The sequence below is a fragment of the Bacteroides sp. K03 genome, assembly GCF_019734355.1.
Classification (GTDB): Bacteria; Bacteroidota; Bacteroidia; order Bacteroidales; family Bacteroidaceae; genus Bacteroides; species Bacteroides nordii.
The window spans coordinates 89,031-115,102 of sequence record NZ_JAASHC010000001.1 but is presented as its reverse complement, the minus strand read 5'-3'; the positions used below and the strand labels follow the sequence as shown (position 1 = coordinate 115,102).

The window sequence follows — 26,072 nt, the reverse complement described above, 5'->3', positions numbered from 1 at the left end:
ATGAAAAACAGATATTCTTTACCATTATTTTTATTGAGTTGCCTCACATTCAGCTCTTTTGCTTCCAATACCTGGAAACTGCAAAATGTCGAATATCGTGTGGATACTTTATCACACGTAGTAATAGGTCCCGGAACTACCCAAACAACTTTAGCTTTGGAAGGACCGGTGAAGCTACGCGTGTTCTACACAACCACCGATATGACTAACCCGAATGTAAACCTGAAATTAATAATGGGGAAAGATAATCTGACAAGCAACGTAACCGTACCGAACATGCCGGCCTCTCACAACGATCCCGAAAATATATATTTTGCCGGGGTGAATGCCGATTTCATTGGTGGTATGGGCCCTGTCGGTACAACTGTGGCAGATGGCGAACTCTATAAGAGTTATAAGGGAACCGGCTGGTATGCAATAGGTATTGATAAAGATAAAAAATTCTGCTCCGGAGCTCCTTATACAACGTTCAAATTAGTCTCGCCAAATGCCGGACAGGCATCTATCAAAGCTGTCAATGCAGTACGTAGCGATAATGAGCTGATATTATTCACTTCGCGTAAAGGAAGTACTACAGGTACCAAAGGTGCGGGAGTAGAAGTAGGAGCTGTACCTGTCGACGGCCCGTTGAAAGCAGAGGGAGCAACCAAAATGCGTGTCACCATTGCACCGGTCAAAGACGTTGGTAATATGTCGATTCCGGAAGGAGGGTTTGTCTTATCCGGAACAGGATTTACAGCAAATACATTAGCCAAAATGCAATTGGGTGAAGAGTTTGAAGTGACTCCGACCCTCTATTTTGACAACGTAGTAAAAACAGATATCACAGAAATGTGCGGCGGATGCCCGATGCTGTTGCAGGGTGGTAAAATTCTTGAAACGCAAGGTGCATTGGATCATCTGGCCAACCGGGAACCCCGTACGGCAATAGGCTATAATTCGGATGGGACAAAAGCCATACTACTGGTTGTCGATGGCCGCCAAACAGGAGTATCGGTCGGTGTACCTTCAAAAGACCTGGCTGCAATCATGCTCAATCTGGGATGTACGGAAGCTCTGAATTTCGATGGCGGCGGTTCCTCTACTTTATATGTCAAAGAGTTGGGAGTGGTCAATACACCAAGCGAAGGGAGCCTGAGAGCAGTCAAAAACGGACTGTTTATCACAACTCCCGTCACCGAAGACAAGGTAATAGCAGAAATTCGCTTTGCCGACTATACTAAGAAAATAGAACGCAATAGTTATTACTCTCCGGTGATATACGGCTACAATGCACAGGGTGTGCTGATTGATACGAATGTAAAAGGAATCATGCTTTCCTGCAGTGCGAAATTGGGAAAAGTACAGGAAAACGGGAATACGGTATTGTGTAATGGCACAGGTACTCAACCACTAACCGCCTCTTTAGACGAATTGACATCAACAGTCCTTGTTACAGTAGAAAGTTCCGGAACAGGGATAACTTCCATAGCCGATGGAGACAAGGATGTGAATATCTACCCCAATCCCATAAGAACAGGAGAGCAAGCCCGTATCAATTTCAACGGAAGTGCAAAAATAAATATTTATAATGCTGCCGGACAATTGGTAAACAGTTTCAATTGTGAAAATAGCGAAGACGCAGCGGTAACACTACCGACCGAATCGCTAAGCCCAGGTTTTTATATGATTTCAATATCAGGTAAAACCTCCAACAAGATAGCCAAATTACTGATACAGTAATTCAATCAAAAATAGTTCTATTGTTTAACTTAAATTTCAAAGGTGATGAAAAAACAATTACTTACAGCAGCGTTAATGCTAACCGGCATGTTCGCTTTGACTCCTTCTGTTGCAGATGCGAAGTCTACTATGGATTCAAATCTTACTTTGTTATGGATGAACACGGATGTGGCTCCATTGACATTGGACGTACGCCAGGGTTTTGGTAGAGATGGAAAATTCTATCTTCAAAACAAGGCAGCCAAGACAATCGAAGTATGGAATGAAACCGGAAAAATCCAAGAGATTCCTTCCGGAGCAGGTACTAACATTACTTTCGATGATGCAGGAAACATCCTCGTACGTATCGGTACATTTCCCGATCCTTTCAACAAGGATATCAATGAATTGAGAATTATTCCTGCCGACGGCTCAGCAACGATAGATATTGCATTAAGCGGTATCACAGGAGGACGTTTGGACTTTTGGGGGCATGTTCAAGGCAATGTACTTGATAAGGAAACCGGCGGTATCATATACATGGGTACCACCTATTATCCCCAGCTGGTTGAAATACCTATCATAGACGGTAAACAAGATGTGGCCAACACATACACTTACACATATGCAAGCCCCTTCGAAATTGCAGGAAACTTTGCCACTACTACGATCATCTCAGCTTGGGAAGGAAAAGAGAATGTGTCTATTTTAAGTCCGTTATTTAATAAGACGAATTGCAATTCCATCCAGAAGCTATCATTGGATGAAGATGGAAACTGGTCGCACGACTCTTATTATATAACACCCCGCCACAGCGGATGTGCAGGATTCTATATCTTCAAACTCGGAGGACAAGATTACATCGTATATCCTTCCGGCTCGAACAATGCCGATGGTTTCACCGTATCAAAACTGGCTACGAAAGCTATTTCTGATGTTGAAGAGAGTGATGAATCGGTAAGAATAGCAACAAAATATTCAGAACAAAAAGATGATGGTAATCCCATGTATATCGGCAACGCTTTCTACGGAAATCATCTTTCGGCTGAAGCTATCAGCGAAACCCAGGCTCATATTTATCAATACTTCCCCAGTGGATACATTGCAAAATATTTATTCACAGTGGATGGTGGTACCGGTGTTGCAAAAGTAGAAGCTCCCAAAGCAACAATTATCGGTGGTAAGGGTGAAATAACCATTGAAGGAGAACCGACTTTTATCGAAGTTTATACCATTGGCGGTACTCTTATAAGCCGAAACCAAAACAACGTTAAGTGTATTCCGGGAACATATATTGTTAAAACTGATAACAATGTAACTAAAGTTATGGTTAAGTAAATGCCATTCGTTCAAATATCATTTTCTTAACATAACCAGTTACACAGGATAACAGAGAGAAGAGGTTGTAGTATTTTCTTTCTACAGCCTCTTTTTATCAATCACATTTACCTAACTATAAGAAACCATCTACACCATGAAGAAAGCCATAATACCTATATTATACGCTCTCGTCTTTTCATTTGGCAACGTACTGGCCGGTAATAAGCCATTGCCTAAAGATATAAATTCGATTATAAACCAACTTACTCTGGAGCAAAAAGCCCGGCTTCTGGTAGGATGTACGGGTAGTGATAACGGCTTAAGCCACATGGTTGCAGGTTCTGCAGGATATACCTTTCCTATCGATTCTTTAGGTATTCCCTCCATCAACCTGGCAGATGGACCGGTAGGTGTACGAATCACCCCTGTTCCATCGAATTGGAAATACATCATATATGATTCTCTGGGCATCCCCTCTGCAGGCAAGGCAGAAAACCCGGCAAGCGGGAAATCCCCCTCCCCCTATCCAACTAAAAAATACACCTCTTATTGCACCTGTTTCCCCTCTACTACCGCATTAGCCGCCACCTGGAACAAAGACATAGCACGGCTGGAAGGCAATGCAATAGGCGATGAAGCCAGGGCATATGGTGTCGACATCGTACTTACACCGGGAATCAATATCATGCGCAATCCTCTTTGCGGACGCAATTTTGAATATTTCTCCGAAGACCCTTACCTCTCAGGTATCATGGGAGCAGCCATGATTAACGGAATTCAGGACAAAGGCATTGGAACCAGCTTAAAACATTTTATAGCCAATAATCAGCAAACCGGAAAACTCTATAACGACGCACGTATCTCGCAACGCGCACTACGGGAAATTTATCTCAAAGGATTCGAAATCTGTATCAAAAACTCCGATCCATGGACCGTAATGGGTTCTTATAACAAAATAGGAGGTAAATATACTCAGGCAAATCCGGAGTTACTTAAAACAATTCTTCGTGATGAGTGGAAGTATGACGGACTGATAGTGACCGATTGGTATAAGAAACGGGATACTGTCGACCAGCTTAACGGTGGAACAGATTTAATGATGCCGGGAGAACAATCTCAAATAGACGAAATAATAGCCGGAGTAAAAAGTGGCCGGATCAGTGAAGCTACTTTAAACGAAAGTGTAAAATATACGTTGGAACTCATTTTCAAATCCATCTCTTATAAAAACTGGAAGTATACAGAAGCTCCCGACCTTTCCGAAAATGCAGAATTAGCGCGTAGTATAGCCACCGAAGGAATGGTATTACTGAAGAATGACAACTCTTTTCTTCCTATACCCAAAGGGACTAAAATTGCTCTATTCGGTGCTACTGCATACAAGTCTATTGCAGGCGGTACAGGTTCATCGAATGTAAATAAAGCCCATATTACTGATATATCTACCGGACTTGAAAATGGCGGCTATCAACTCAACAACAGATTGAAAGGAATCTACACAAAATTCGTAGAATTCCAGAATGATCTTCTTGATAAACACCCCCAAAGTACTGACTGGGAAAAATTATCTTATAACAGAACAGTCATTCCCGAAATGGATCTGACAAAAGCAGAAAATACCATCGAACAGGAAGCTAAAAATTCTGATATCGCACTAATCGTTATCGGCAGAGGCTCCGGAGAAGAATCCGACAGAAGGTTAGAGGGAGATTTCTATCTTACTCCCGAAGAAAAATTTATGATCGAAAAAGTATCCTCCCAATTTCATGCTTTTGGGAAAAAAGTAGCCGTAGTAATGAATGTCTGCGGCGTAATGGAAATGAATTCCTGGAAAGAGAAACCGGACGCTATACTGCTGGCATGGTTTCCGGGGCAAGAATGTGGAGATGCCATAACAGATATAATTAGTGGAAAAGTAAACCCTTCCGGGAAACTTCCGATGACTTTCCCGACAGATTATTTCGATATTCCTTCTTCTAAAAACTTTCCGATAGTGGGAGCGACCAAGAGTGGTAAGAATTTCGATTATACCAATTATGAAGAAGATATATGGGTGGGCTACCGTTACTTTAATACAGTAAAGCAATCGATTGTTTATCCTTTCGGATATGGGTTATCCTATACTGATTTCTCTTTCAGTAAACCAAAAATCGAAAGAACAAATAACAAGTGGGTAGCAAGTATTGAAGTGACCAATACAGGTAATGTCTCTGGTAAGGAGGTAGTACAACTCTATATTTCTGCTCCTGAAACCTTCATTCAAAAACCCGATATAGAATTAAAAGCCTTTGGAAAAACCCGGGAGTTAAAACCCGGAGAAAGCGAAATAATAAAACTTCAGTTTACCGATTATGATATAGCTTCATTCGATGAAAACAATTCGCAATGGCTTACGTCAAAAGGAAAATATCTTCTGTCTTTCGGTTCTTCAAGCAATGATCTTAAGGCTACTATTCCATTCAGTATCCGTAAAGATAAAACCTGGAAAGTGAATGATGTACTAAAACCCGTTGAGAAAGTAAACGTTATGAAACTCTCCATTAAATAACCGGTTTACAAAAAACGATTACTACCATTATTGAAAAAAGTCATGACTGATAAAAAGAAAAGAATGTTTATCACAACACTTAAAAAAAGATATATAACACTTATAGCCATAATAAGTAGCCTCACCGGAGTAAATACGACACTGGCTGCTTACCAGACTGATGTAATATCTGATATGGCTCTTATCTATCAGGGAGGTACCCATCGTCCCGAATGGACAGAAGACGAACTGCGGCCTTACGTTATACACACCTTTGCCGATGGGCATATGGACTGGTTTTTCGACTCTTTTCTATTTTTTGAGTTTACAGATAGCTGGCAGATAGCATTCGGATATAATTATGGAGCACGAAATGCCCGAAAGAGCGATTGGGAATGGTTACTCAACAGAATCTTTGAAAAAGGTAAATCTCTCGATGCACTGAATTCGTGTATCGAACACTATAAAACGATTATCGGAGAACCTCAGTTTAAACACAAAATAGTATTGGGGGTAGTATCGCCGATCACCGATCAAACCGATTGGGGAAGCCTTGATGGAGAAGTATTAAACTTTGCACATCGGAATGACCAGATAAAAGCTGCAAAATGGTACATAGACCAACTCATGGAACGGTTTAACGAAGGAGCATACGAGAATCTCGAACTAACAGGATTTTATTGGCTTGAGGAAAGTACTGCTAAATGCGGAGATTTACCCAAAGACGTAAGTGACTATATCCACCAACTGGATAAACGATTTTACTGGATTCCATACTGGAATGCCCAGGGGTATAACTTATGGAGAAAGTTAGGATTTGATACTGCTTTTTTACAACCCAATCATTTCTTTAACAAAGAGATAGCAGATGACCGCCTCCTTCAGGCATGCAATACTGCAAATAAATTCAATATGGGATTGGAAGTAGAGTTCGATAGCCGTGTATTGTATGAGAATGAAGATTCATATTACAGCAGACTGGAGAGTTACATCAATGCTTTTGAAACGAATAACGTCTTTGAAAATTCGGCAATAGCCTATTACTCAGGAACAAAAGGTATACTTGATATGTATCGTTCAAATTCTATTGAAAATACTCTCATTCTTGATAGAATAGCCAATCATATATTAAAGAGGCGCAGCCGGAGTGTAGGCATTGAAACGACCAATGACCCTAAAACTGATGTTATCGTGGCAGGGGGTGTCGGAGAATTACGTATAGAGGGAATCGCCGAATCGATTAAGATATACACTATAAATGGAATACTTGTCAGTGAAAATACCAGAAAGCTACAATGCGCACCAGGTGTTTATATAGTAAAAATTGACAGAGAAACCAGGAAGGTGATTGTACGATAATAAATTGTATTTCAAAAATAAAAACTTACTTATAAAAAGAACAAACATGAAAAAGATTTTATATTTCTTAGTGATACTAATCATTACAGCTCCTATACACTTGATAGAGGCTCAAAACAGTCAAGGAAATAAGTACAAAACCAGTAAGATCAGAGATCTTGCATTAATATACCAGGGAGGTGTACAGAGAATCGACTGGACTCCTGATCAGTTTGTCCCGTATGTCACCCATCAGTTTGCCAACGGCACGAAAGACTGGTTATTCGATGGCTTTCTGTTCCTCGAGTTTGCCGATGGTAAAGGTCATAATTATGCTTATGGATATGCCAAAAAGCAGGCACGAAAAATAGAATGGGAATGGCTTCTCGACAGGTTGTTTGAAAAAGGGAAAGCGCTGGATGCATTAAACCAATGCATTGAAAATGAGAAAAAAAATATCGGAAAACCATCCTTTAAACATCAAGTCATTTTAGGAATTGCTATACCATTACCTAAACAAAAAGACTGGGGAAGCATCGATGGAAATTCTCTTGATTTCAACCTGCAGTCTGACCAGGTTAAAGCAGCCCAATGGTATATAGACCAACTCATGACCCGTTTCAAGAAAGCTAAATACAAAAATCTGGAACTTGCCGGTTTCTACTGGGTAGATGAAGATATAGCAACCTGTAAAGATCTTCCTAAATATGTAAGTCAATACATCCACTCAAAGAAAAAGGAGTTTGTATGGATACCCTACTGGAAGGCTAAAGGATACGAACAGTGGAAAGACTTGGGATTTGACATCGCATATCAACAACCGAACCATTTCTTCACAAAGGACATCCCGGACTCCCGGCTGGACGAAGCTTGTGAACTTGCTTTGAGCAATGGAATGGCTATGGAATTCGAATGTGACAGCAAAGCTCTTTATGATTGTGAGGACTCTTCGTATGACAGAATGTTAGCCTACATCGAAGCATTCGAGAAGCACAATGTATTTGAAACCTCTGCCATCGCATATTACACCGGAAGCAAAGGATTTATTGACATGTATAATTCTACTTCCCCGGAAGATAAGAAGATTATGGATCGCCTGGCACGTCATATTACTGCCCGTAGAAATATGAAAGCATTAACCAAATAGATGAACCGGATTATATTAATTATATATGTGTTTATCTCCCTATCGTCTTATTCTCAAAACGAACTGAGCATAATAAAGAAGATAGGGGAGGATGTATATATATCTTCTATGATCGATGACCGTCATGAAATAAACTACTGGTTCAAAAAATGCATGGCCAATGATTTATTTACATTTTACCGTGTTTCCATTACTTCCGATTCCACTCATACTCAAATAGTAAATGAAACCTATAGCGATAATATAGGTCCATTTAACATTCTGGAAGGCGGTTGGTGTGGCGGTAACCATCTATTCCTGGATGAAAAAACCAAAACAGCCGAAACATTTTCTATCAAATTGTATGCTGATGGGCGTAGTATCACTACTGACACTACGCTCAAAGCGCATACAATTAAAATTGAAGTAAAAAATTATATTATTAACCCGCTCAGTGCAAAAGAAAAAGATAATCAGATATACTTCACCGACACGCTGTGCACTGAAAGTGTAAACTACACAGTAAACGGTAATAGTATCCAGGTGGATTTATCCCATGATTATACCAATAGAATCCCGGTTATAATAGAAAAATATTATGGAATGCAATCCATGTTTAAAAACGAAAAGCAACTTCTTACTCCTTCTGGTGAATATCCGTATTGGACTGACATAAAAAAAGTAAATAGATTCAAGAAAAAAGATTTCCCCCGTTTCAACCGGTATATTGAAAAGGGCGATTCTTACTTTCAGTCCTCCTTTCTCCTCAATCGCAGTTTGGGAACACACAATGAACTTCCTGATGATGATATTATTTTCATAGGTAATTCATGGACCAAATGCTATCATAAACTGATAGGAAACGTACCACGTACTGCCGGTGACTACGATTCATGGAGTGGAGTTTATACCTGGATTACGACACCACTACTCGACAATGAGTCCGCATTCGCCTATGACGGATTTATTGATGGGGAAAAAGCTATCTTCTTCTGCAATAATATAAAAGGGAACTTTACCTTTCCTTTCCCGGAAAGTATAGAATACAAGAAAATAAACTTTATAGAAAACTCCTCTGATTCTAAAATCAAAAGGAAAAACGGTTTTATTTATCTTCCTTGCAACTCACCGGGGAGTGTAATTATCTCATTGAAAAAATAATCCCAAATTTTAGAATATATGAAAAGGAAACTAACATTGATTTACTTAACAGGACTTCTTACAATTGGTATTACAAATACAAATGCCCAGCCAAAGGTCGTCGCCCACCGTGGACACTGGGATACCGAAGGCTCAGCACAAAACTCCATCAGAGCACTAATCAAAGCTGATTCTATTAAATGCGATGCATGTGAATTTGATGTATGGTTAACGGCCGATAAACAGCTTATAGTAAATCATGACGACGTTATAAATGGTTATGAAATAGAAACCACTTCCTCTGATACAATCCTCAGTCAAAAGTTAAAAAACGGAGAATTTTTGCCCTCATTAAGTCAATTTCTCGATGTCGCAAAACTCCTTACAATAGATCTTGTATTAGAAATAAAGCCTCACAAAAATAAAGAGCACGAAGCAGAAGCCGTCAAAATGGTACTCACCATGGTACAAGAAAAAGGTTTGGAAGAGAAAACATCCTACATAACATTCTCCAGAAATGCTTTTGATGAGCTTGTAAAACAAACCCGACGGCCAATTCTTTACCTGAATGGAGTGGCTCCGGATGTACTAAAAAGCATTGGTGGAACGGGAGCCGACTATCACATCAATGTATTCAAGAAAAATCCCGAATGGATAAAACAACTTCATAATTTAGGGCTTGAAGTTAACATCTGGACAGTTAGTGATCCTGAAGGGATTCAATGGTGCATCGACAATGGTGCCGACTATATTACTACCAACAACCCAGAATTAGTACAGAAAATGATTAAACAAAAATGATAAAAGAACACTATAAATAGCGGCGGTATTAAACAGCTATTTTGCATAGAAGATAGAAAAAAAATCATTTATAATGCAAAAATTACTATATTTGTGTTGGAGAGTAAGAACCAATGCATATAAATAAAGAACAGGAAAACTCATTTTCACCCTCAAACAGGCAAGAAAATCATCTTTGGATTGATTTCATAAACGGAGATGATAAAAGTTTTGAACTGATTTACAAGAAGTATGTCGGGGTTCTTTTTCGTTATGGCATTCAATTCACTCAAGACGAAGATATTGTAAAAGATGCTATACATGATGTTTTCGTCCGCATATATAAGAATCGTACACAATTGAAGAAAGAGGTTAATATCAAATTCTATCTTTTCACCGCACTCAAGAATAGCCTGTATAATACGTTTAAACGCGAAATGGTATTCGAGAAACTCGGAGAACAGGAATTATATAATATATTAGACCATTCAGATGAAAACAAAGCGTTGTCAAGTCTGGAACAGGAATCGACAAGAAAAATAATCCTGCAACTAATGAACCAACTGACGGACCGGCAACGCGAAGTCATTTATCATCGCTTCATAGAAGAACTCTCTATGGAAGAGATAGGCATCCTGATGCAGATGAATACTCAGTCCGTACAAAATCTCATTCAGCGCTCATTAAAAAAAATGCGCGAAAGCCGGTTACCTCTTTATCTATATATTTCATTGATATACAAAGTTATAGAGACTGTATAATCTATTCCCATACAACCACTTTTTCACTTTTCATAAAAAAAATCACTTAAGGTGAGTATGTTTTCCTCTACCAATTGTATTCTGTATGTTACCGTAAACACAAGAAAGGATTAAAGCATACATGAATTATAAAGGCTGCACATATAAAGAACTACTACAGGATGATTTTTTCCTGGAATCACAGCTTACTCCAACGGATGAAAGTATCCGTTTCTGGAATACTCTCATAGAGAATGACGAGGCATTAGCTTCTGAAATCAACCGGGCACAGGAAATTATTTGCAGAATACCTTTCCGAAAAAAAGAAATTTCAGCAGATGCGCAAGATGAATTACTAAACAGAATTAATCAAAGCATTGAAGTTACTAAAAAGGAAAAGAGTAAAAAGCATTTATGGATCACTATATCAGCAGCAGCAAGTATCGCATTATTCTGTATATTGGGTTGGACCTACTACAGTGATTTTTACTCAAATGATAATTTAATGGCCATTGAAGAAGTAGCAAAGCCCACCCAGCTTCCCTCAGAAGTACAATTAATACGAAGTGACAACAACGAGATGACTATCCAGGGAGAAGAATCCGTCATTCAATATGATGAAAAGGGTACGCTTTCTATCAATTCCGAAAAAGTGGCTACTAAAGAAAATGACAAACCGGAAAAAAAGCAATCGAAATTCAATCAGTTAATTGTACCACCATGCAAACGCTCATTCTTGGCACTCTCAGATGGGACCAATATATGGGTAAGTGCCAATAGCCGTGTCGTTTATCCGGAAATATTTGAAGACGATAAGCGGGAAATTTTTGTAGAGGGAGAAGTATATCTGGAAGTATCACCGGACAAGAAAAAGCCATTTATAGTAAAAACAAATCAACTGGATATAAATGTATTGGGAACAAGTTTCAATGTATCTGCTTATGAAGGAGACAGTAATACAGCAGTAGTACTTGTCAGCGGAAAAGTAAACATTCATACCCAAAATAATCTGGAGGCAACGCTCGCACCAAGTGATATGCTTTGCTTTGAATCCGGTAAGATTTCCCAAAGTAAAGTCAACACAGAAAATTACACCTCCTGGCGTTATGGTACTTACATGTTTGATAACGAAGAGTTTTCTGTCATATTAAACAAACTGTCCAAATATTACGGTCGGAAAATAGTATGGACGAAAGGAGTTGGAAAACTTCATGGTTCGGGAACACTCAATTTAAAAGATGATATATTTAAACTGCTAAAAGGTCTAGAAGCTGCAGCACCAATAACCTTTACTCCAAAAAGTGATGAAATATTTGTAGATGTTAAACCCTAAAAAAAAGTAAATTTATGATAACTTAGAAAAGCACAATAACCCTAAAAAAAACCGGACGATACTGCAATATCATCCGGCTGTAGATTTCTAATAACTGGACTGACTGCAACCAGTCCAATTTTATTCAAACAAAAATCATTGTAAATGTATGAAAAACATATGTATAATTGGCAAAAACAGATGCCAATTAAATAAATTTATGAAAATCGGTCTTATAACTTTCTTAGCCACTACATGCATAATCATCGACTCATTTGCAAACAGTAGCTATGCCCAGGCAACACATATTTCTATAGATGTTGAAAACACGACTTTAAAAGAAGTATTCAGAGAAATAGAAAGAAATAGTGAATTTGTAATTTTCTACTTAGAAGAAGACGTAGATTCCAATAGAAAAGTATCCTTAAAAGTCAAGAACCAGACAGTAGACAAAGTTCTTGACAAAGTATTGGCAAAAACCAATAATTCTTATCTGATAGACGACAAGCAAATCTTTATTACCAAAAAGGAGAAAATGGCTTCTCCGGGTATTCCGGCCGTCACTCAACAAAAGGTAACCGTGAAAGGAGTGGTAACAGATATAAACGGCGAAAAGCTCCCCGGTGCTACCGTTGTAGTAGAAGGTACTCCCAGGGGAGCTATTACAGATATTGACGGTACTTACACTATCGACGTAAATAAGAACGAGAAACTTACTTTTTCTTATCTTGGAATGGCGAGCCAGACAATTGCTGTCGGAGATAAAAAGATTATCAATGTAACACTGAAAGAAAAGGAAGATATGCTGGAAGAAGTAACAATCGTTGCTTTTGGAAAGCAAAAAAAGGAGAGTGTAATCTCCTCCATCCAGACAGTACATGTCAAAGACCTGCGAGTTCCCTCCAGTAATCTGACAACAGCCCTTTCAGGACGTATAGCCGGAGTCATTTCTTATCAGACGAGTGGTGAACCGGGACAGGACAATGCGGAATTCTTTATCCGTGGTGTAACCTCTTTTGGTGCAGGGAAGGTAGACCCGCTTATCCTGATTGACAATGTGGAAGTATCTTCCAATGACCTGTCACGGCTACATCCGGACGATATTCAAAGTTTCTCTATTCTGAAAGATGCCACGGCAACTGCTTTGTACGGTGCTCGCGGTGCAAACGGCGTAATCCTCGTTACAACCAAAGAAGGAAAAGAAGGGAAGATAAAAGTCTCCTTCCGTGTGGAAAATTCCTTTTCTTCACCCACCAAGAAAATAGAGATGGCAGACCCCATCACTTATATGCGGCTTGCCAACGAAGCAGTAACCGCCCGGAATCCCCTGGCTCCGGTACCTTACTCAAACAGCAAAATCGATAATACCATCCGCGGAACAAATGAGTATGCTTATCCGGCAGTAGACTGGATGAAGATGCTGACCAAAGATGTAGCCATCAATCAAAGAGCCAATCTGAATATTTCGGGAGGTGGCAAAGTAGCCCGGTATTATATTGCAGGTTCTTTCTCTCAGGACAATGGTATTCTGAAAGTAGACAAGCGCAACAACTTTAATAATAATATCAATCTGAAAAAGTATCTGATCCGTTCTAATATAAACATCAATCTGACCAAAACGACAGAAGCAATCGTTCGTGTACATGGTACTTTCGATGATTATTCGGGACCTATCAGAGGAGGTAGCGAAATGTACAGGAATATTCTGAATGTAAGCCCTGTACGTTTTCCTGCTTATTACGAACCGGATAAAACCTATGCCGGTACTACCCACATCCTGTTTGGTGGTAATGAGGGGGTGCAATATATGAATCCCTATGCCGAAATGGTAAAGGGTTACAAGCAGGAAAGCAAAACAGTAATGATGGCCCAGATGGAATTGAAACAGGATTTTGGAAAATGGGTAAAAGGGTTGACAGGCCGCTTGTTGGGTAATACAATCCGTACTTCCGGTTTTGATGTGACACGAGCATACAGTCCGTTCTACTATGAATCAACCTATGACAGACTCACAGATAGTTATACCCTGACAGAACTAAATCCGGACACTGGTGAAGAATTTATCAGCTATAATCCGGGGAGTAAAACAGTTATCAGTTCATTCTATGGAGAAGCTTCTCTTGCTTACAATCGCGATTTTAAAAAGAATGCAGTAAGTGGTATGCTAGTAGCCATTGCACGTAACTCACTGACGGGTAATGCTTCTACTCTTTCCGAGTCTTTACAGAAAAGAAATCTGGGATTATCAGGACGTTTTACCTATGCATACGACTCCCGTTACATGGCAGAGTTCAACTTTGGATATAATGGTTCGGAGAAGTTTGACAAGGGCCACCGCTGGGGATTTTTTCCTTCATTCGGACTTGGATGGTCTATCTCCAATGAAGACTTCTGGACAGACAATCTGAAAAAAGTTGTATCCAAACTCAAACTACGTGCCACATACGGTCTGGTAGGTAATGACGAAATCGGAAAGGAGAGTCAGCGTTTCTTCTATCTTTCACAAGTAACCATAGGTGGCGGAGATAGCTTCAGTACCGGATATGAATTTAACGGAAGAACCCGTAAAGGCGTAAAAATCAGTAATTATCCCAACTCCGAGATCGGATGGGAAATAGCTTATAAAACAAACCTTGGTGTTGAACTCGGACTGTTTGACGGAAAGGTAGATATCATGGCAGACTTTTTCAAAGAACGCCGTACCAACATTCTCCAGTCCAGAGAAGATATTTCCACTTCAATGGGACTATGGGCTACTCCGGATGTTAATGTGGGAGAAGCGAACGGCAAAGGTATCGATATATCGATAGATTACAACCACTCTTTCCATAAGGATTTGTGGATGGTAGGACGAGCTAACTTTACATATGCCAAATCTACCTATCGTTTCTATGAAGAACCTGACTATAGTGCCATTCCCTGGAAATCAAAAATGGGCATGCCTATTTCGCAGAAATGGGGATATGTGGCCGAAAGACTTTTCATTGATGATGCAGATGTACAGAACTCTCCCCGGCAGGATTTCGGTGAATATCTGGCAGGCGACATCAAATACAAAGACATCAACAATGACGGTGTTATCAATGAAATAGATATGGTACCCATCGGATATCCTACCACACCGGAAATCAACTACGGATTCGGACTTTCCTTCGGATATAAGAACTTCGACCTCTCCGTATTCTTTCAAGGCTCCGCCCGCTCCTCATTCTGGATAGACGCTGATAAAATGTCTCCATTCAACCAATCCACTGCCAACGGAAGAGTGATTGAAACCGGATTGGCCAAATTCATTGCAGACGACCATTGGTCATTGACCTCTCAGAATCCGAAAGCATACTGGCCAAGGTTATCAAACACGCTTATTGCCAACAACAACCAACGCAGTACTCAATTTATGCAGGACGGTAGTTTTCTTCGCTTCAAAAGTGCGGAAATAGGTTATACACTTCCCAAGAGTTTTACGAACAAGATGAGGCTGACTACCTGTCGTTTTTATGCAAGCGGTACCAATCTGTTATTATTCAGTAAGTTCAAACTTTGGGATGTAGAAATGGGTGGTAACGGATTAGGCTATCCTATCCAGCGCGTTATTAACTTAGGACTTAATCTTTCATTCTAAAAACATATACATTATGAAAACATATCTGACGATTTTTAAAACCTTTATCCTGATACTCTGCATTTCACTGGCATCCTGTCAGGAATATTTAAATGTAGTTCCGGACAATATCCCCACAGTAGATCATGCATTCAAAAACCGGCACGAAGCAGAAGGGTTCCTCTATGGCTGCTTTTCCTTCCTCCCTTCATTTGCCGATGCCGGTTCCAATCCGGCACTTCTTGGTGGAGACGAAGTATGGTATATTGATCCTGTAACCGGCATGAGCCCGCGCCTTTGGTACATTGCCCGTGGCGACCAGGGTACCAATGCTCCTTTGGCAAACTATTGGGGCAGCAAACAGAATGGCGATGATCTGAAAGGAGGTAAAGCAATATTCACAGCATTGAGCGATTGCAATATCTTTCTTGAAAACATTCACAAACCTTATGATCTGACAGAAGAAGAACGGACCAGATGGGTTGCAGAAGTAAAATTCTTAAAAGCATTCTATCATTTCTGGCTCTTCCGCATGTACGGACCTATCCCATTAATTAAAGAAAACCTGCCTATCAGTTCCACATCCGAAGAAGTACAAAGATACCGGGAGCCGGTAGACGAGGTAGTGAGTTATATCGCATCCTTACTGGACGAAGCTGCCAGTGATCTTCCGTTACAGATAGAAGATCTGATGAATGACCTGGGAAGACCTACCCAACCGATGGCACTGGCTGTAAAAGCACAACTCCTTACGTTAGCTGCCAGCCCGCTCTTCAATGGTAATCCCGACTATGCGGACATTACCGACAACAGAGGTATTCATCTTTTCCCGCAAAATTACAGTGCAGACAAGTGGAAAACAGCCGCAGATGCACTCAAAACCGCTATTGATGTAGCGCATGAAGCCGGTCATGATTTATTTGACTTCAAGCAGACAAACTATGCAAGCAAACTGAATGAAAAGACAATTCTGGCTATGCAAGTGAGGGGAGCCGCTACAGAAAGATGGAACAAAGAAATCATCTGGGGCGATTCTAATTCAAACACAGATAACCTGCAACGCGCCTGCCATCCCATCTTCATGAGCGGACAAGGTACAGGTGGCCTGCGGAAATGCTATGCTCCTCCTTTAAGAATAGTTGAACAGTTTTATACCGAAAACGGAGTACCGATCGAAGAAGACAAAGACTGGGTAGGAGTAGATCCAATGGGAATAAAGACAGCATCTGCCAGTGACAAGCTGTATATTCAGGAAGGATTCGAGACAATCAATCTTCATTTCAAAAGAGAAGCCCGTTTTTATGGTTCTATCATTTTCGACGGGGGTACATTTTATGGTAACAGCAGGACCACTTCCGATGATAATCTTTGGGTAACCCAATTGAAATTCGGCAATATCGGTGGAGGTACCAATCCTTCGGACAGACATTCCAGCACTGGCTACCTGTGCAAGAAAATGATTCATTATTTATCGTCCGTACCTGATAACAGCGACCAGTTTACCCAACACAGATATGCTTTTCCTATTATACGTCTGGCCGATCTTTACTTAATGTATGCCGAAGCACTGAACGAATGGAAAGCAGCCCCGGATCAGGATGTATATGAATACATCGACAAAGTGAGAGCCAGAACCGGACTGGAAGGTGTGGTAAAAAGTTGGCAGGAACATTCATTGACTCCGGACAAACCGAAAAACAAGGAAGGAATGAGAGAAATTATACGCAGAGAACGTATGAACGAGCTGGCTTTCGAAGGCGTTCGCTTCTGGGACCTGAAACGATGGAAACTGGCAGAAACATACCTCAACAAACCGATACGTGGCCTGAATATTCTGGGCGAAACAACACAGGATTTCTATCAGGTGAAAACTGTCTATCAATTGAAATATACAAAGAAGGATTACTTGTGGCCAATCAAACAAAGCGTTTTGTTAAGAAACAAAAACCTGGTACAAAACTTAAACTGGTAATTGTAAATAGATTAATAACAGTTTAATAATAAAACAAAATGAAAAGAAATTATATAGCATACATATTGTTAACAGCTTCCCTGATGTGGAGCTGTTCGGAAATAAAAGACTGGCAGGATGAAAAAGACAATATTCCTCCTAAGAGTGTAACAGACGTAGTAGTAGAGAATATAAACGGTGGTGCAATAATCACTTATAAACTACCCGATGATCCCGATCTTCTGGCTGTAAAAGCAGTGTACTACTACAAAAAAGGAGAAGACCTGAAGGAAGCATACTCATCTGCATTCAATAATACAATTTCACTGGAAGGCTTTCCTGATGTAAACGAACGTACCGTACAACTATTTGCCATTGATAAAAGTATGAATCACTCTGACCCTGTAGAAGTACAGATCAAACCTCTCCTTCCTCCGGTAGAAATGATTCGTAAATCACTAAAAGTGAACCCTACATTCGGTGGAGTCTATATGCTATGGGAAAATGCACAGGAAGACGAGATATCTATCACTCTTTATAGAAAAGATGCTAAAGGTGACATGGCATTTTATGATGCCTATTACAGTAAAGCCAAAGAGGGCAAATACACGTTCAGAGGATTGGAAAACGCGGAACAGGAGTTCTATTTCGAGATCAAGGACAAATGGGGAAATTATTCAGCTCCGCTGGATACCGTACTGACTCCTTTGTTTGAAGAAGAGATCGTTGGACGTAACAATAGTGGTGATATCTGGCAAAGATGGGGATGGGACGATAAATCTTGCATCTACAGAGGTGACATCGTAGGGCAAGAAGCCGCTGCCAATCGTCAGTTCCGCCTGATTCATGATGGTAACACCTGGAATAATTCTACCTGGTGGCATACCAAGGGCAACAAGCTATCCGACTTTATCGACTGGCCTAATACCGAATATACAGTAATGCCCTTGTACTTCACCATTGATATGGGCAGAAAAGCCTCTTATAGCCGGCTCAGGTATTGGATGAGAAGCCGTAGTCCTATCTTCTCAGCACAAACATTTACGAGTTTCGAAGTATGGGGTACCAACAATCCCAAACCTCTCAGCCAGATAGGAGACGGAAGTAAAGAAGATAACCTGAAGTACTGGACGGAATGGCCGGAAGTAAACGGCACGGATGAGTGGAAGAACGATTGGGAAAAACTGGCAGATTTCAAACTGACTTTACCCTCAGGAGCCACGGACCCCAATTTACTGACCAATGAAGATACCGAATTTATAAAAGCCGGATTTGAAGTAGAAATGGACCCGAAATACGCTAATGAACCTTTCCGTTACATTCGTTTTGTGGTTCGTGAATGTAGGGAACCCAGTGCTCAGATTCAGCTAAGTGAACTTAAATTCTGGGGAGCGTATAAAGAATAATTATAGAAAAGTATACCAAAGAGATGATTGACTGAAACGCAGATTAACCTGGATTCCCGCAAAGTAAATAAACGGAAAATAAAAAAGAACCGTCTTTCTAATTTGCACGAATTTGTGTTAATTTGCGTTCTATCGAATTAATTCATTTCTCATAAATGCATCAAAGTAAATGTCGACAAAAGTCCTGTATATCATTATCTTTACTATATTTGCGTCAACCTCTGTGGCGCAAAATAGGATTCTGAAGAAGTTTCCCGAAGGTTACACTCCGGAAGAGGTAGGAATCAAGGTTGCCAACCGCTTCCTATCGAGTAAACATATGCTACATGGTGGTAAATGGATACATTATGCCGAAGTATGTACCTGGTACGGAGCAGTGCGTTTTGCCAGCGAAAGCAAGAATAAAGAGTTATCCAGGCAGTTACAAGAACGTTTTGACTATTTGTATACAGCAGAAAGAGATCTCCTGCCTATTAAAAATCATGTCGATTTGAACATGTTCGGATGTCTTCCTCTGGAATTCTATCTGATAACAAAAAAGATGCAATATCTGGATTTGGGAATTTCTTATGCCGACACACAATGGGAACTACCTGTAGAAGCCTCAGCCGAAGAAAAAAGGTGGACCGACAAAGGACTTAGCTGGCAAACCCGCTTGTGGATAGACGATATGTATATGATAACCATCTTGCAATCGCAAGCCTACAAAGCAACCGGTAACCGGAAATACATCGACCGGACTGCACGTTCAATGGCCGTCTACCTGGACGAATTGCAACGCCCTAACGGGCTGTTTTATCATGCCCCGGATGTTCCTTTCCTTTGGGGAAGAGGCAATGGATGGATGGCAGCAGGTATGGCTGAACTGTTGAAAGTATTACCCAAAGACAACCCGGATCGTCCGCGTATTCTACAGGGGTATCTCGATATGATGAAAAGTTTAAAACAATATCAGGCAGAAAACGGTATGTGGAATCAGTTGATAGACGCTCCCGATTGCTGGAACGAGACTTCCGGAACGGCGATGTTTACCTACGCCATGATCACAGGCGTAAAGCAAGGCTGGCTGAAAGCCCGGGAATATGCTCCTGCAGTCCGTAAAGCATGGCTATCCCTGGTATCTTATATCAATGAAACCGGAGACGTAACAGAGGTATGTTCGGGCACCAATAAGAGAAATAACCGGCAATACTATTATGACCGACCCAAAAAAACAGGAGATTATCATGGACAGGCACCCGTACTGTGGTGCGCTTTCGCATTAATGGAAAACAAATAAATAGGTATGAAATTATATTTAAGTTTATTATGTACACTACTGCTATCCGGTTGTTCTATGACGCGGAATGAGAAATATGCAGACTACGTTAACCCCGTCATTGGTACAGACATACAAAGACATGCACGAGGTGACAAAGCACCCTCAGAGGAGAAAGGACAAACCATGCCGGCAGTCGGTGTACCCAACGGAATGACCAACTGGGTACCACAAACACTGGAAGGAGAGCATAAATGCAATCCCCCTTATTATTATTACCACGACGAAATACAAGGATTCCGTGCCAGCCATTGGATCAGTGGCTCATGTACACAGGATTATGGCAGTGTAACAATAATGCCTGTCACCGGTGAATTAAAAACAAATGCCAGAGAGCGCGCTTCTCAATTTAGCCATGATGAAGAAACGGCAAAGCCTTACTATTATCAGGTAATGCTGAAAGATTACCTGATTCATGCCGAACTTACAGGTTTGTCTCACGCAGGAATCATGCGTTTTAGTTTTCAATCGGATAAAGATCGTTATATCATTATAGAACCCAATAGTGACAAGCAACAGGGGTATTTAAAAATTGATGCAAAGAGCAGGGAAGTAACAGGCTATAATCCTGCCTACAGAATCTATCAGGGAAGTGGAAAGAGTGCCGGATTCAGCGGATATTTCGTCATCCGGTTTGAAGAAGACTTCGACTCCTTCGGAACATGGAAAGACAGTGAAATTACAACGGGAGAAACAGAAATAAAAGGGAACAAAAACAGGGTAGGGGCCTGGATTAAACTCGCTCCCGAAAAAGGGAACAGCATACAGGTAAAAGTAGGTACCTCTTTCACCAGTATTGAAAATGCCCGTAAAAATCTGGAAGCAGAGATTCCCGGATGGAACTTCGAGAAAGTAAAGAAACAGTCGGCAGCCAGCTGGGAGAAAGCACTGAGCCAGATAGCTGTAAAGAGTAGCGATGAGAAGAAAAAGACTCAATTTTATACCGCTCTTTACAATGCCCGTATGCTGCCCCGTACTTTCAGCGATGTGGAAGGTTATTATCCCGGTTTCTCCGAAAATTACACCATCCATCAAGCCAAAGATTTCACCTATTATTGCGATTTCTCCATGTGGGATATCTACAGAGCCGTATTACCTCTCTACTCCATTCTTAACCCGTCCCTCACAGGAGATTTTTCTAAATCTTTCATTGTAAAAGGGCAACAAGGTGGGTGGCTACCTATCTTTCCGCTATGGAATAATTATACGGCAGCCATGATCGGCGATCACGGAATAGCCATGATGGGGGATGCCATCCTGAAAGAGGTTCCGGGATTCGACTATGAGGAAGCCTACCGGCTTATGCGCAAAAATGCATTTGAAGTCAATACAGACCGGAAAAGTTATGTAGAAGGTAAAGGACGCCGGGGTCTGGAATCCTATCTTCAATACAACTATATCCCATTGGAAGACAATGTATGGGATGCATTCCATAAGAGAGAACAAGTATCCAGAACACTGGAATATGCCTATGATGACTTCGTTCTGGCACAAGTAGCCAGGAAATTAGGAAAAACGGATGACTACAGAACATTGGTAAAAAGGGCCATGAACTATAAAAACGTGATCGATCCGGAAACCGGCTATGCACGCGGACGTTATGCAAACGGAGAATGGATCGAACCTTTTGAATTCGATAAATTTGTAGATTATATATGCGAAGGAACACCTTACCATTACACATGGTATGTTCCCCATGATGTAAACGGACTGATGAAACATATCGGCAAAGAACGTTTCCGGACACGTCTCGACACTTTCTTTGAAAAAGATTACTACTGGCACGGCAATGAACCGGGACATCATATTCCCTACCTTTTTGCTTTAGCTGGTGAAGCCTGGAAAACTCAGAAATGGGTACACAACATATTGAATAGAGAATATTATCCTACGCCCGATGGCCTGAGCGGGAACGACGATGCCGGACAAATGTCCGCATGGCTGGTATTCAGTATGGTTGGATTTTATCCGGTATGTCCCGGTATGCCTTATTACGTCATTGGCAGTCCGGGCTTTGAAGAGAGTATCATCACGCTGGAGAATGGAAAAAAATTCAAGGTAGAGGCCAGAGGATATACAGAGGAAAACATCTATATCCAGTCGGCAACCTTGAACGGACAGCCTTACAACAAATGCTATATCCTGCATGAAGACATACTGAAAGGGGGTACTCTATCTTTCGTCATGGGAAATACTCCCAACAAGCAATGGGCATCCGGTGCCGATGCAATGCCTTACGTTACAACAGAATAAGACACAATTAATATAAATACAAATCAAAATTATGAAGAAGTGGATATTAGGAGGGATAGGGCTCTGTATGTTTCTGCCTATCCTGGCACAACAAATTCAAAAAGAGGGATACCTGGTAATGGACATGGTACATCACAACCCCGGGGATGCCATGACACAGAGCGTTTTCCGCAAGCCGGAGAAGTTAGCCTCTTTTGGCATGAATAGCATGGTTATCAATGAGTTTAAATTCCCGCAATGTGCCGTCAGTTTCTCAAAATTCGACAAGCGTATTTTTCCGAAAGGATCAGAAGAAAAAGCATGGATCGAAACACTGACAAAAGAAATCAGAACACAGATCAAAGCGTGTCACGAGAACGGTTTACAAGCGTTCTATTTCACTGATATCATTGTATTACCCCAAAAGTTAGTTGAGCTCTATAAAGACGAGATTTGTGACGAGGATGGAAAAATATCTTTCGAGAAACCCAAAACCTGGGAAATTCACCGGATCATGCTGAAAGAATTATTCGAGCGTTTCCCGGAGATGGACGGATTGGTGATCCGTACCGGAGAGACTTATACCCACAACATTCCGTATCACATAGGAAACGGCCCGGTAGACTATAAAAACAGATATGATAAAAGTATTGAGATACATGCCCGGCTAATGAATCTGCTCAGAGAAGAGGTATGTGTAAAAAGAAATAAGAAGATTATATACCGTACGTGGGATTTTGGTTTCTTCCATGTCCGCCCTGATTATTACTTAGCCGTTACCGAGCAAGTAGAACCACATCCCAATCTCTATATGGCTATCAAACATACCAATGGAGACTATTTCCGGACTTTCCATTTCAACAAAACGATCACATTGGGTAAACACAAACAAGTAGTGGAGGTACAATGCCAGCGTGAGTATGAAGGAAAAGGAGCTTATCCGAACTATGTGGCAAATGCCGTAATCAATGGTTTTGAAGAGACAAAGCAGGATGCTTCTCCCCGTTGCCTGAACGATGTGAAAGATAATCCATTGTTCTATGGCGTATGGACCTGGTCGAGAGGTGGAGGCTGGTACGGTCCTTACATCTCCAATGAACTTTGGTGTGACCTCAATACCTACGTGATGAGCCAATGGGCTCTGAATCCTAACCGCACAGAAGAGGATATTTTCAATGAATATGCACTGAAAATTGGCATCTCCCAAGAGACTCTCCCATTCTTCCGCCGCCTGTGTATGCTGACCCCCGATGCTATTATCCGGGGAAGAGGTTCACTCCTGCACTCCGTCAATGTGACCTGGACACGCGACCATTATCTGGGAGGAATCAACCAGCTAAAGAGAATCTTCGATGAAATCTTAAAGAAGAACATAGTCGACGAGTCATTGTATGAAATGAAACTTTCCGTAGCACTCTGGGAGGATATAGTAGAATTATCCGAAAAGATACAATGTAACGACAAAGCCATCGAACAGTATATCAAAACCTCTTCTCTATATGGACTCTGGCTTCACAGAATTATGGAACAAGGCTGGATTGTCATGCTTAAAGGATATCAGGGTGAGCAAACAGGTGTATATGATAAAACAGCAATTAAACTCGCACTCGAAAAATACGATCACTCATGGAATGAGTATCGCCAACTGAAAGAAAATAACGGGGATTGCGCCACACTCTATTATGATCAATACGTTAAATTCAATGTGGGTGGTGATCGTACTAAAATCGGATTTGTAGATGGTATGGGAGCAACCGTTAACAAGTACCGCGCAATGGTAGAATAACAGAAATTCAAATTAACATTATTAACAGAGTCTCTTAACTACCATTGTTAAGCTTACAAAAGTACGTACTTTATGCCTATAAAAGTACGTACTTTTGGTATATAAAGAATACTAATTAACACACAGTTAAATACGTATCTTTATGAAACTCCTGATTAATAAATAAAGTATCTATGAAATACGGATTAGAAGAACAAACCATCTTTCTTATATTCGGCAAATACCCGGAAGTAGAGGAAGTAATACTCTATGGTTCAAGAGCTAAAGGGAATTTCAAGCCTTTCTCTGACATAGACATCACTTTAAAAGGGAAGATCTCACCAGAGACCTTACTTTCCATCAATTGTGCATTCTCCGAATCCTCACTGCCATATCTGTTTGATATTTCAATATTTAATGATTTAAATAATCAGAATTTGATTGATCATATCAACCGTTGGGGAAAAGTTATTTATACCGCCGCCTCAACCGATATATCAGCCAACCAGCCATAATTAAAGCAAGTCCGATTACAATACCAAAGGCCCACCCTCCGAGCTCCATTTTAATAGACTCCCAACGAGATAACTGCTTCTCAATGGGATAAGGTACACAGATACTATCCGTCCGATTGATATAAGTCGTATCATATACAAGTTTATTTCTATATTCAACATGCCAACGGTCACGAAAAACAGTATCCCCTTTCATAAACATAAAAATACTATCATGTACGTGGATAGAATCACGTAACCAGCGATCGCGATATTCTGTATTTATCTTAACCGTTTCTATCGGAACATATTTAATACTATTGCAAGATACCAACCATGCCCCGATGGATAGGAGCATGGTCAGTATGTAAATAAACCGTTTCATGGTTTCACAATTGTGTTACGCAAAAAGTTATTAAACTCACTTCGCACATCGAAGCACGGGCAGCTTTTGATATATTCTCCCGGTTCAACTTCACCACTGTCATCAAGATCAGGAGAAGTATCGCGATGTCCAAGCAACTCAATGATATCATATTCTTTACATAACTTTGCAACCAAATCACGAAGAGAGTTCTTCTGCGCTTCTGTCCGGGTATCTGCCGGACGTCCATTCACATCGAGCCCACCAATGTAGCAGATACCAATACTGTGTTTATTGTATGACACCCCGGAAAATCCTTTCGTATTACAGTGTGCACCATCAAAAGAGAGTGGGCGTCCGTTCTCTACAGTACCATCAAGATCAATTACAAAGTTATAACCGATCCGGATGAACCCTCTTTGTCTGTGCATATAGTCAATATCTTTTGCACGTAAATCCAGTCCGGTACGTGTGGCCGAACAGTGAATAATAATTGAATCAATTTTATTCATACATTTTTCTTTTATTTATTATAGAAAAGCATAACAGAATTATCAATAAGTATTTTATAGGACTCAATAATCAGAAGGTGGTACACGGTCGGTACATCCACGAACATTACACTTCTTCATTTCAGCCTCTTTAAGACACATCTCTAATTCATGCTTTTCACTAGTCACCTTAAGAGCCTTCTCTTCTGATTTTCTAAGCTCTATATACAAATAGTCCACTTTCTCATCTCTTTTTATTTTTTCAGACATAACGCGTGCTATTTCATCTTTCAACGTATTGATAACGATAAGAAGATTCTGCATTTCCACCCCATCTGCTGAAGCATTCTCTTTTCGGGCATTCGTCCTATGGTTAACAAAGAAATTAACAATCCACTTTATGGCCTCCAAACCTCCTAATGCACCAATTATGGTTAGCCAATCATTCAAGTTCATCCTTACCTGT

General features: G+C 40.6%; 19 protein-coding genes. 16 read left to right on the top strand and 3 right to left on the bottom strand.

All coding sequences use genetic code 11. The annotated features are described in order from the left end of the window. The 16 genes from HCG69_RS00390 to HCG69_RS00315 all read left to right on the top strand — a co-directional run bounded on the left by HCG69_RS00390 (position 1) and on the right by HCG69_RS00315 (position 24,772). Entirely contained in the window at positions 1–1,722 is a 1,722-nt protein-coding gene (locus HCG69_RS00390) for a phosphodiester glycosidase family protein (RefSeq protein ID WP_221648369.1), read from the top strand. Between the two features lie 45 nt (positions 1,723–1,767). Further along, positions 1,768–3,039, top strand: coding sequence for a hypothetical protein (locus HCG69_RS00385; RefSeq protein ID WP_221648368.1), 1,272 nt, complete (start codon positions 1,768–1,770; stop codon positions 3,037–3,039). 136 nt (positions 3,040–3,175) lie between these two features. Continuing rightward, a complete protein-coding gene (locus tag HCG69_RS00380; RefSeq protein WP_221648367.1) occupies positions 3,176–5,569 on the top strand; it encodes a glycoside hydrolase family 3 protein in 2,394 nt (797 codons plus the stop codon). A 42-nt stretch (positions 5,570–5,611) separates the two neighbouring features. Then, complete coding sequence (locus tag HCG69_RS00375; protein ID WP_255585220.1) at positions 5,612–6,907, top strand: DUF4855 domain-containing protein; 1,296 nt, start codon at positions 5,612–5,614, stop codon at positions 6,905–6,907. A 46-nt stretch (positions 6,908–6,953) separates the two neighbouring features. After that, on the top strand, positions 6,954–8,033 hold the full coding sequence (locus tag HCG69_RS00370) for a DUF4855 domain-containing protein (protein WP_221648366.1): 1,080 nt from the start codon (positions 6,954–6,956) through the stop codon (positions 8,031–8,033). Beyond that, positions 8,034–9,173, top strand: a complete 1,140-nt coding sequence (locus HCG69_RS00365; protein ID WP_221648365.1) for a hypothetical protein — start codon at positions 8,034–8,036, stop codon at positions 9,171–9,173. A gap of 18 nt (positions 9,174–9,191) precedes the next feature. Further along, positions 9,192–9,953, top strand: a complete 762-nt coding sequence (locus tag HCG69_RS00360; protein ID WP_221648364.1) for a glycerophosphodiester phosphodiesterase family protein — start codon at positions 9,192–9,194, stop codon at positions 9,951–9,953. Between the two features lie 113 nt (positions 9,954–10,066). Continuing rightward, positions 10,067–10,693 carry an RNA polymerase sigma factor gene (locus HCG69_RS00355; protein WP_221648363.1) on the top strand — a complete coding sequence of 209 codons (627 nt, stop codon included), beginning with the start codon at positions 10,067–10,069 and terminating at the stop codon, positions 10,691–10,693. A 121-nt stretch (positions 10,694–10,814) separates the two neighbouring features. Further along, the gene (locus HCG69_RS00350; RefSeq protein WP_221648362.1) at positions 10,815–12,005 is read left to right on the top strand and encodes a FecR family protein; all 1,191 of its coding nucleotides are present in this window, start codon (positions 10,815–10,817) and stop codon (positions 12,003–12,005) included. Positions 12,006–12,204: 199 nt separating this feature from the next. Next, the gene (locus HCG69_RS00345; protein ID WP_255585219.1) at positions 12,205–15,606 is read left to right on the top strand and encodes a TonB-dependent receptor; all 3,402 of its coding nucleotides are present in this window, start codon (positions 12,205–12,207) and stop codon (positions 15,604–15,606) included. A 13-nt stretch (positions 15,607–15,619) separates the two neighbouring features. Then, positions 15,620–17,557 carry a RagB/SusD family nutrient uptake outer membrane protein gene (locus HCG69_RS00340; RefSeq protein ID WP_221648360.1) on the top strand — a complete coding sequence of 646 codons (1,938 nt, stop codon included), beginning with the start codon at positions 15,620–15,622 and terminating at the stop codon, positions 17,555–17,557. Positions 17,558–17,595: 38 nt separating this feature from the next. Beyond that, positions 17,596–18,942, top strand: a complete 1,347-nt coding sequence (locus HCG69_RS00335; protein ID WP_221648359.1) for a DUF5126 domain-containing protein — start codon at positions 17,596–17,598, stop codon at positions 18,940–18,942. A gap of 169 nt (positions 18,943–19,111) precedes the next feature. Continuing rightward, complete coding sequence (locus HCG69_RS00330; protein WP_221648358.1) at positions 19,112–20,221, top strand: glycoside hydrolase family 105 protein; 1,110 nt, start codon at positions 19,112–19,114, stop codon at positions 20,219–20,221. Between the two features lie 6 nt (positions 20,222–20,227). Continuing rightward, a complete protein-coding gene (locus HCG69_RS00325) occupies positions 20,228–22,513 on the top strand; it encodes a GH92 family glycosyl hydrolase (protein ID WP_221648357.1) in 2,286 nt (761 codons plus the stop codon). 31 nt (positions 22,514–22,544) lie between these two features. Next, on the top strand, positions 22,545–24,278 hold the full coding sequence (locus tag HCG69_RS00320) for a hypothetical protein (RefSeq protein ID WP_221648356.1): 1,734 nt from the start codon (positions 22,545–22,547) through the stop codon (positions 24,276–24,278). Between the two features lie 173 nt (positions 24,279–24,451). Beyond that, the gene (locus tag HCG69_RS00315; protein ID WP_221648355.1) at positions 24,452–24,772 is read left to right on the top strand and encodes a nucleotidyltransferase domain-containing protein; all 321 of its coding nucleotides are present in this window, start codon (positions 24,452–24,454) and stop codon (positions 24,770–24,772) included. Here HCG69_RS00315 and HCG69_RS00310 read toward each other — a convergent pair. The 3 genes from HCG69_RS00310 to HCG69_RS00300 form a co-directional block, all read right to left on the bottom strand. Further along, positions 24,726–25,136 (bottom strand): hypothetical protein, encoded by a 411-nt coding sequence (locus tag HCG69_RS00310; RefSeq protein ID WP_221648354.1) that lies wholly within the window; start codon positions 25,134–25,136, stop codon positions 24,726–24,728. The genes HCG69_RS00315 and HCG69_RS00310 overlap by 47 nt on opposite strands. Further along, positions 25,133–25,627 carry an N-acetylmuramoyl-L-alanine amidase gene (locus HCG69_RS00305; RefSeq protein ID WP_221648353.1) on the bottom strand — a complete coding sequence of 165 codons (495 nt, stop codon included), beginning with the start codon at positions 25,625–25,627 and terminating at the stop codon, positions 25,133–25,135. The genes HCG69_RS00310 and HCG69_RS00305 overlap by 4 nt, the downstream gene beginning before the upstream one ends. Before the next feature lie 63 nt (positions 25,628–25,690). Beyond that, positions 25,691–26,062: a hypothetical protein gene (locus HCG69_RS00300; protein ID WP_221648352.1), complete on the bottom strand. Its 372-nt coding sequence runs from the start codon at positions 26,060–26,062 to the stop codon at positions 25,691–25,693. Positions 26,063–26,072 lie beyond the last annotated feature (10 nt).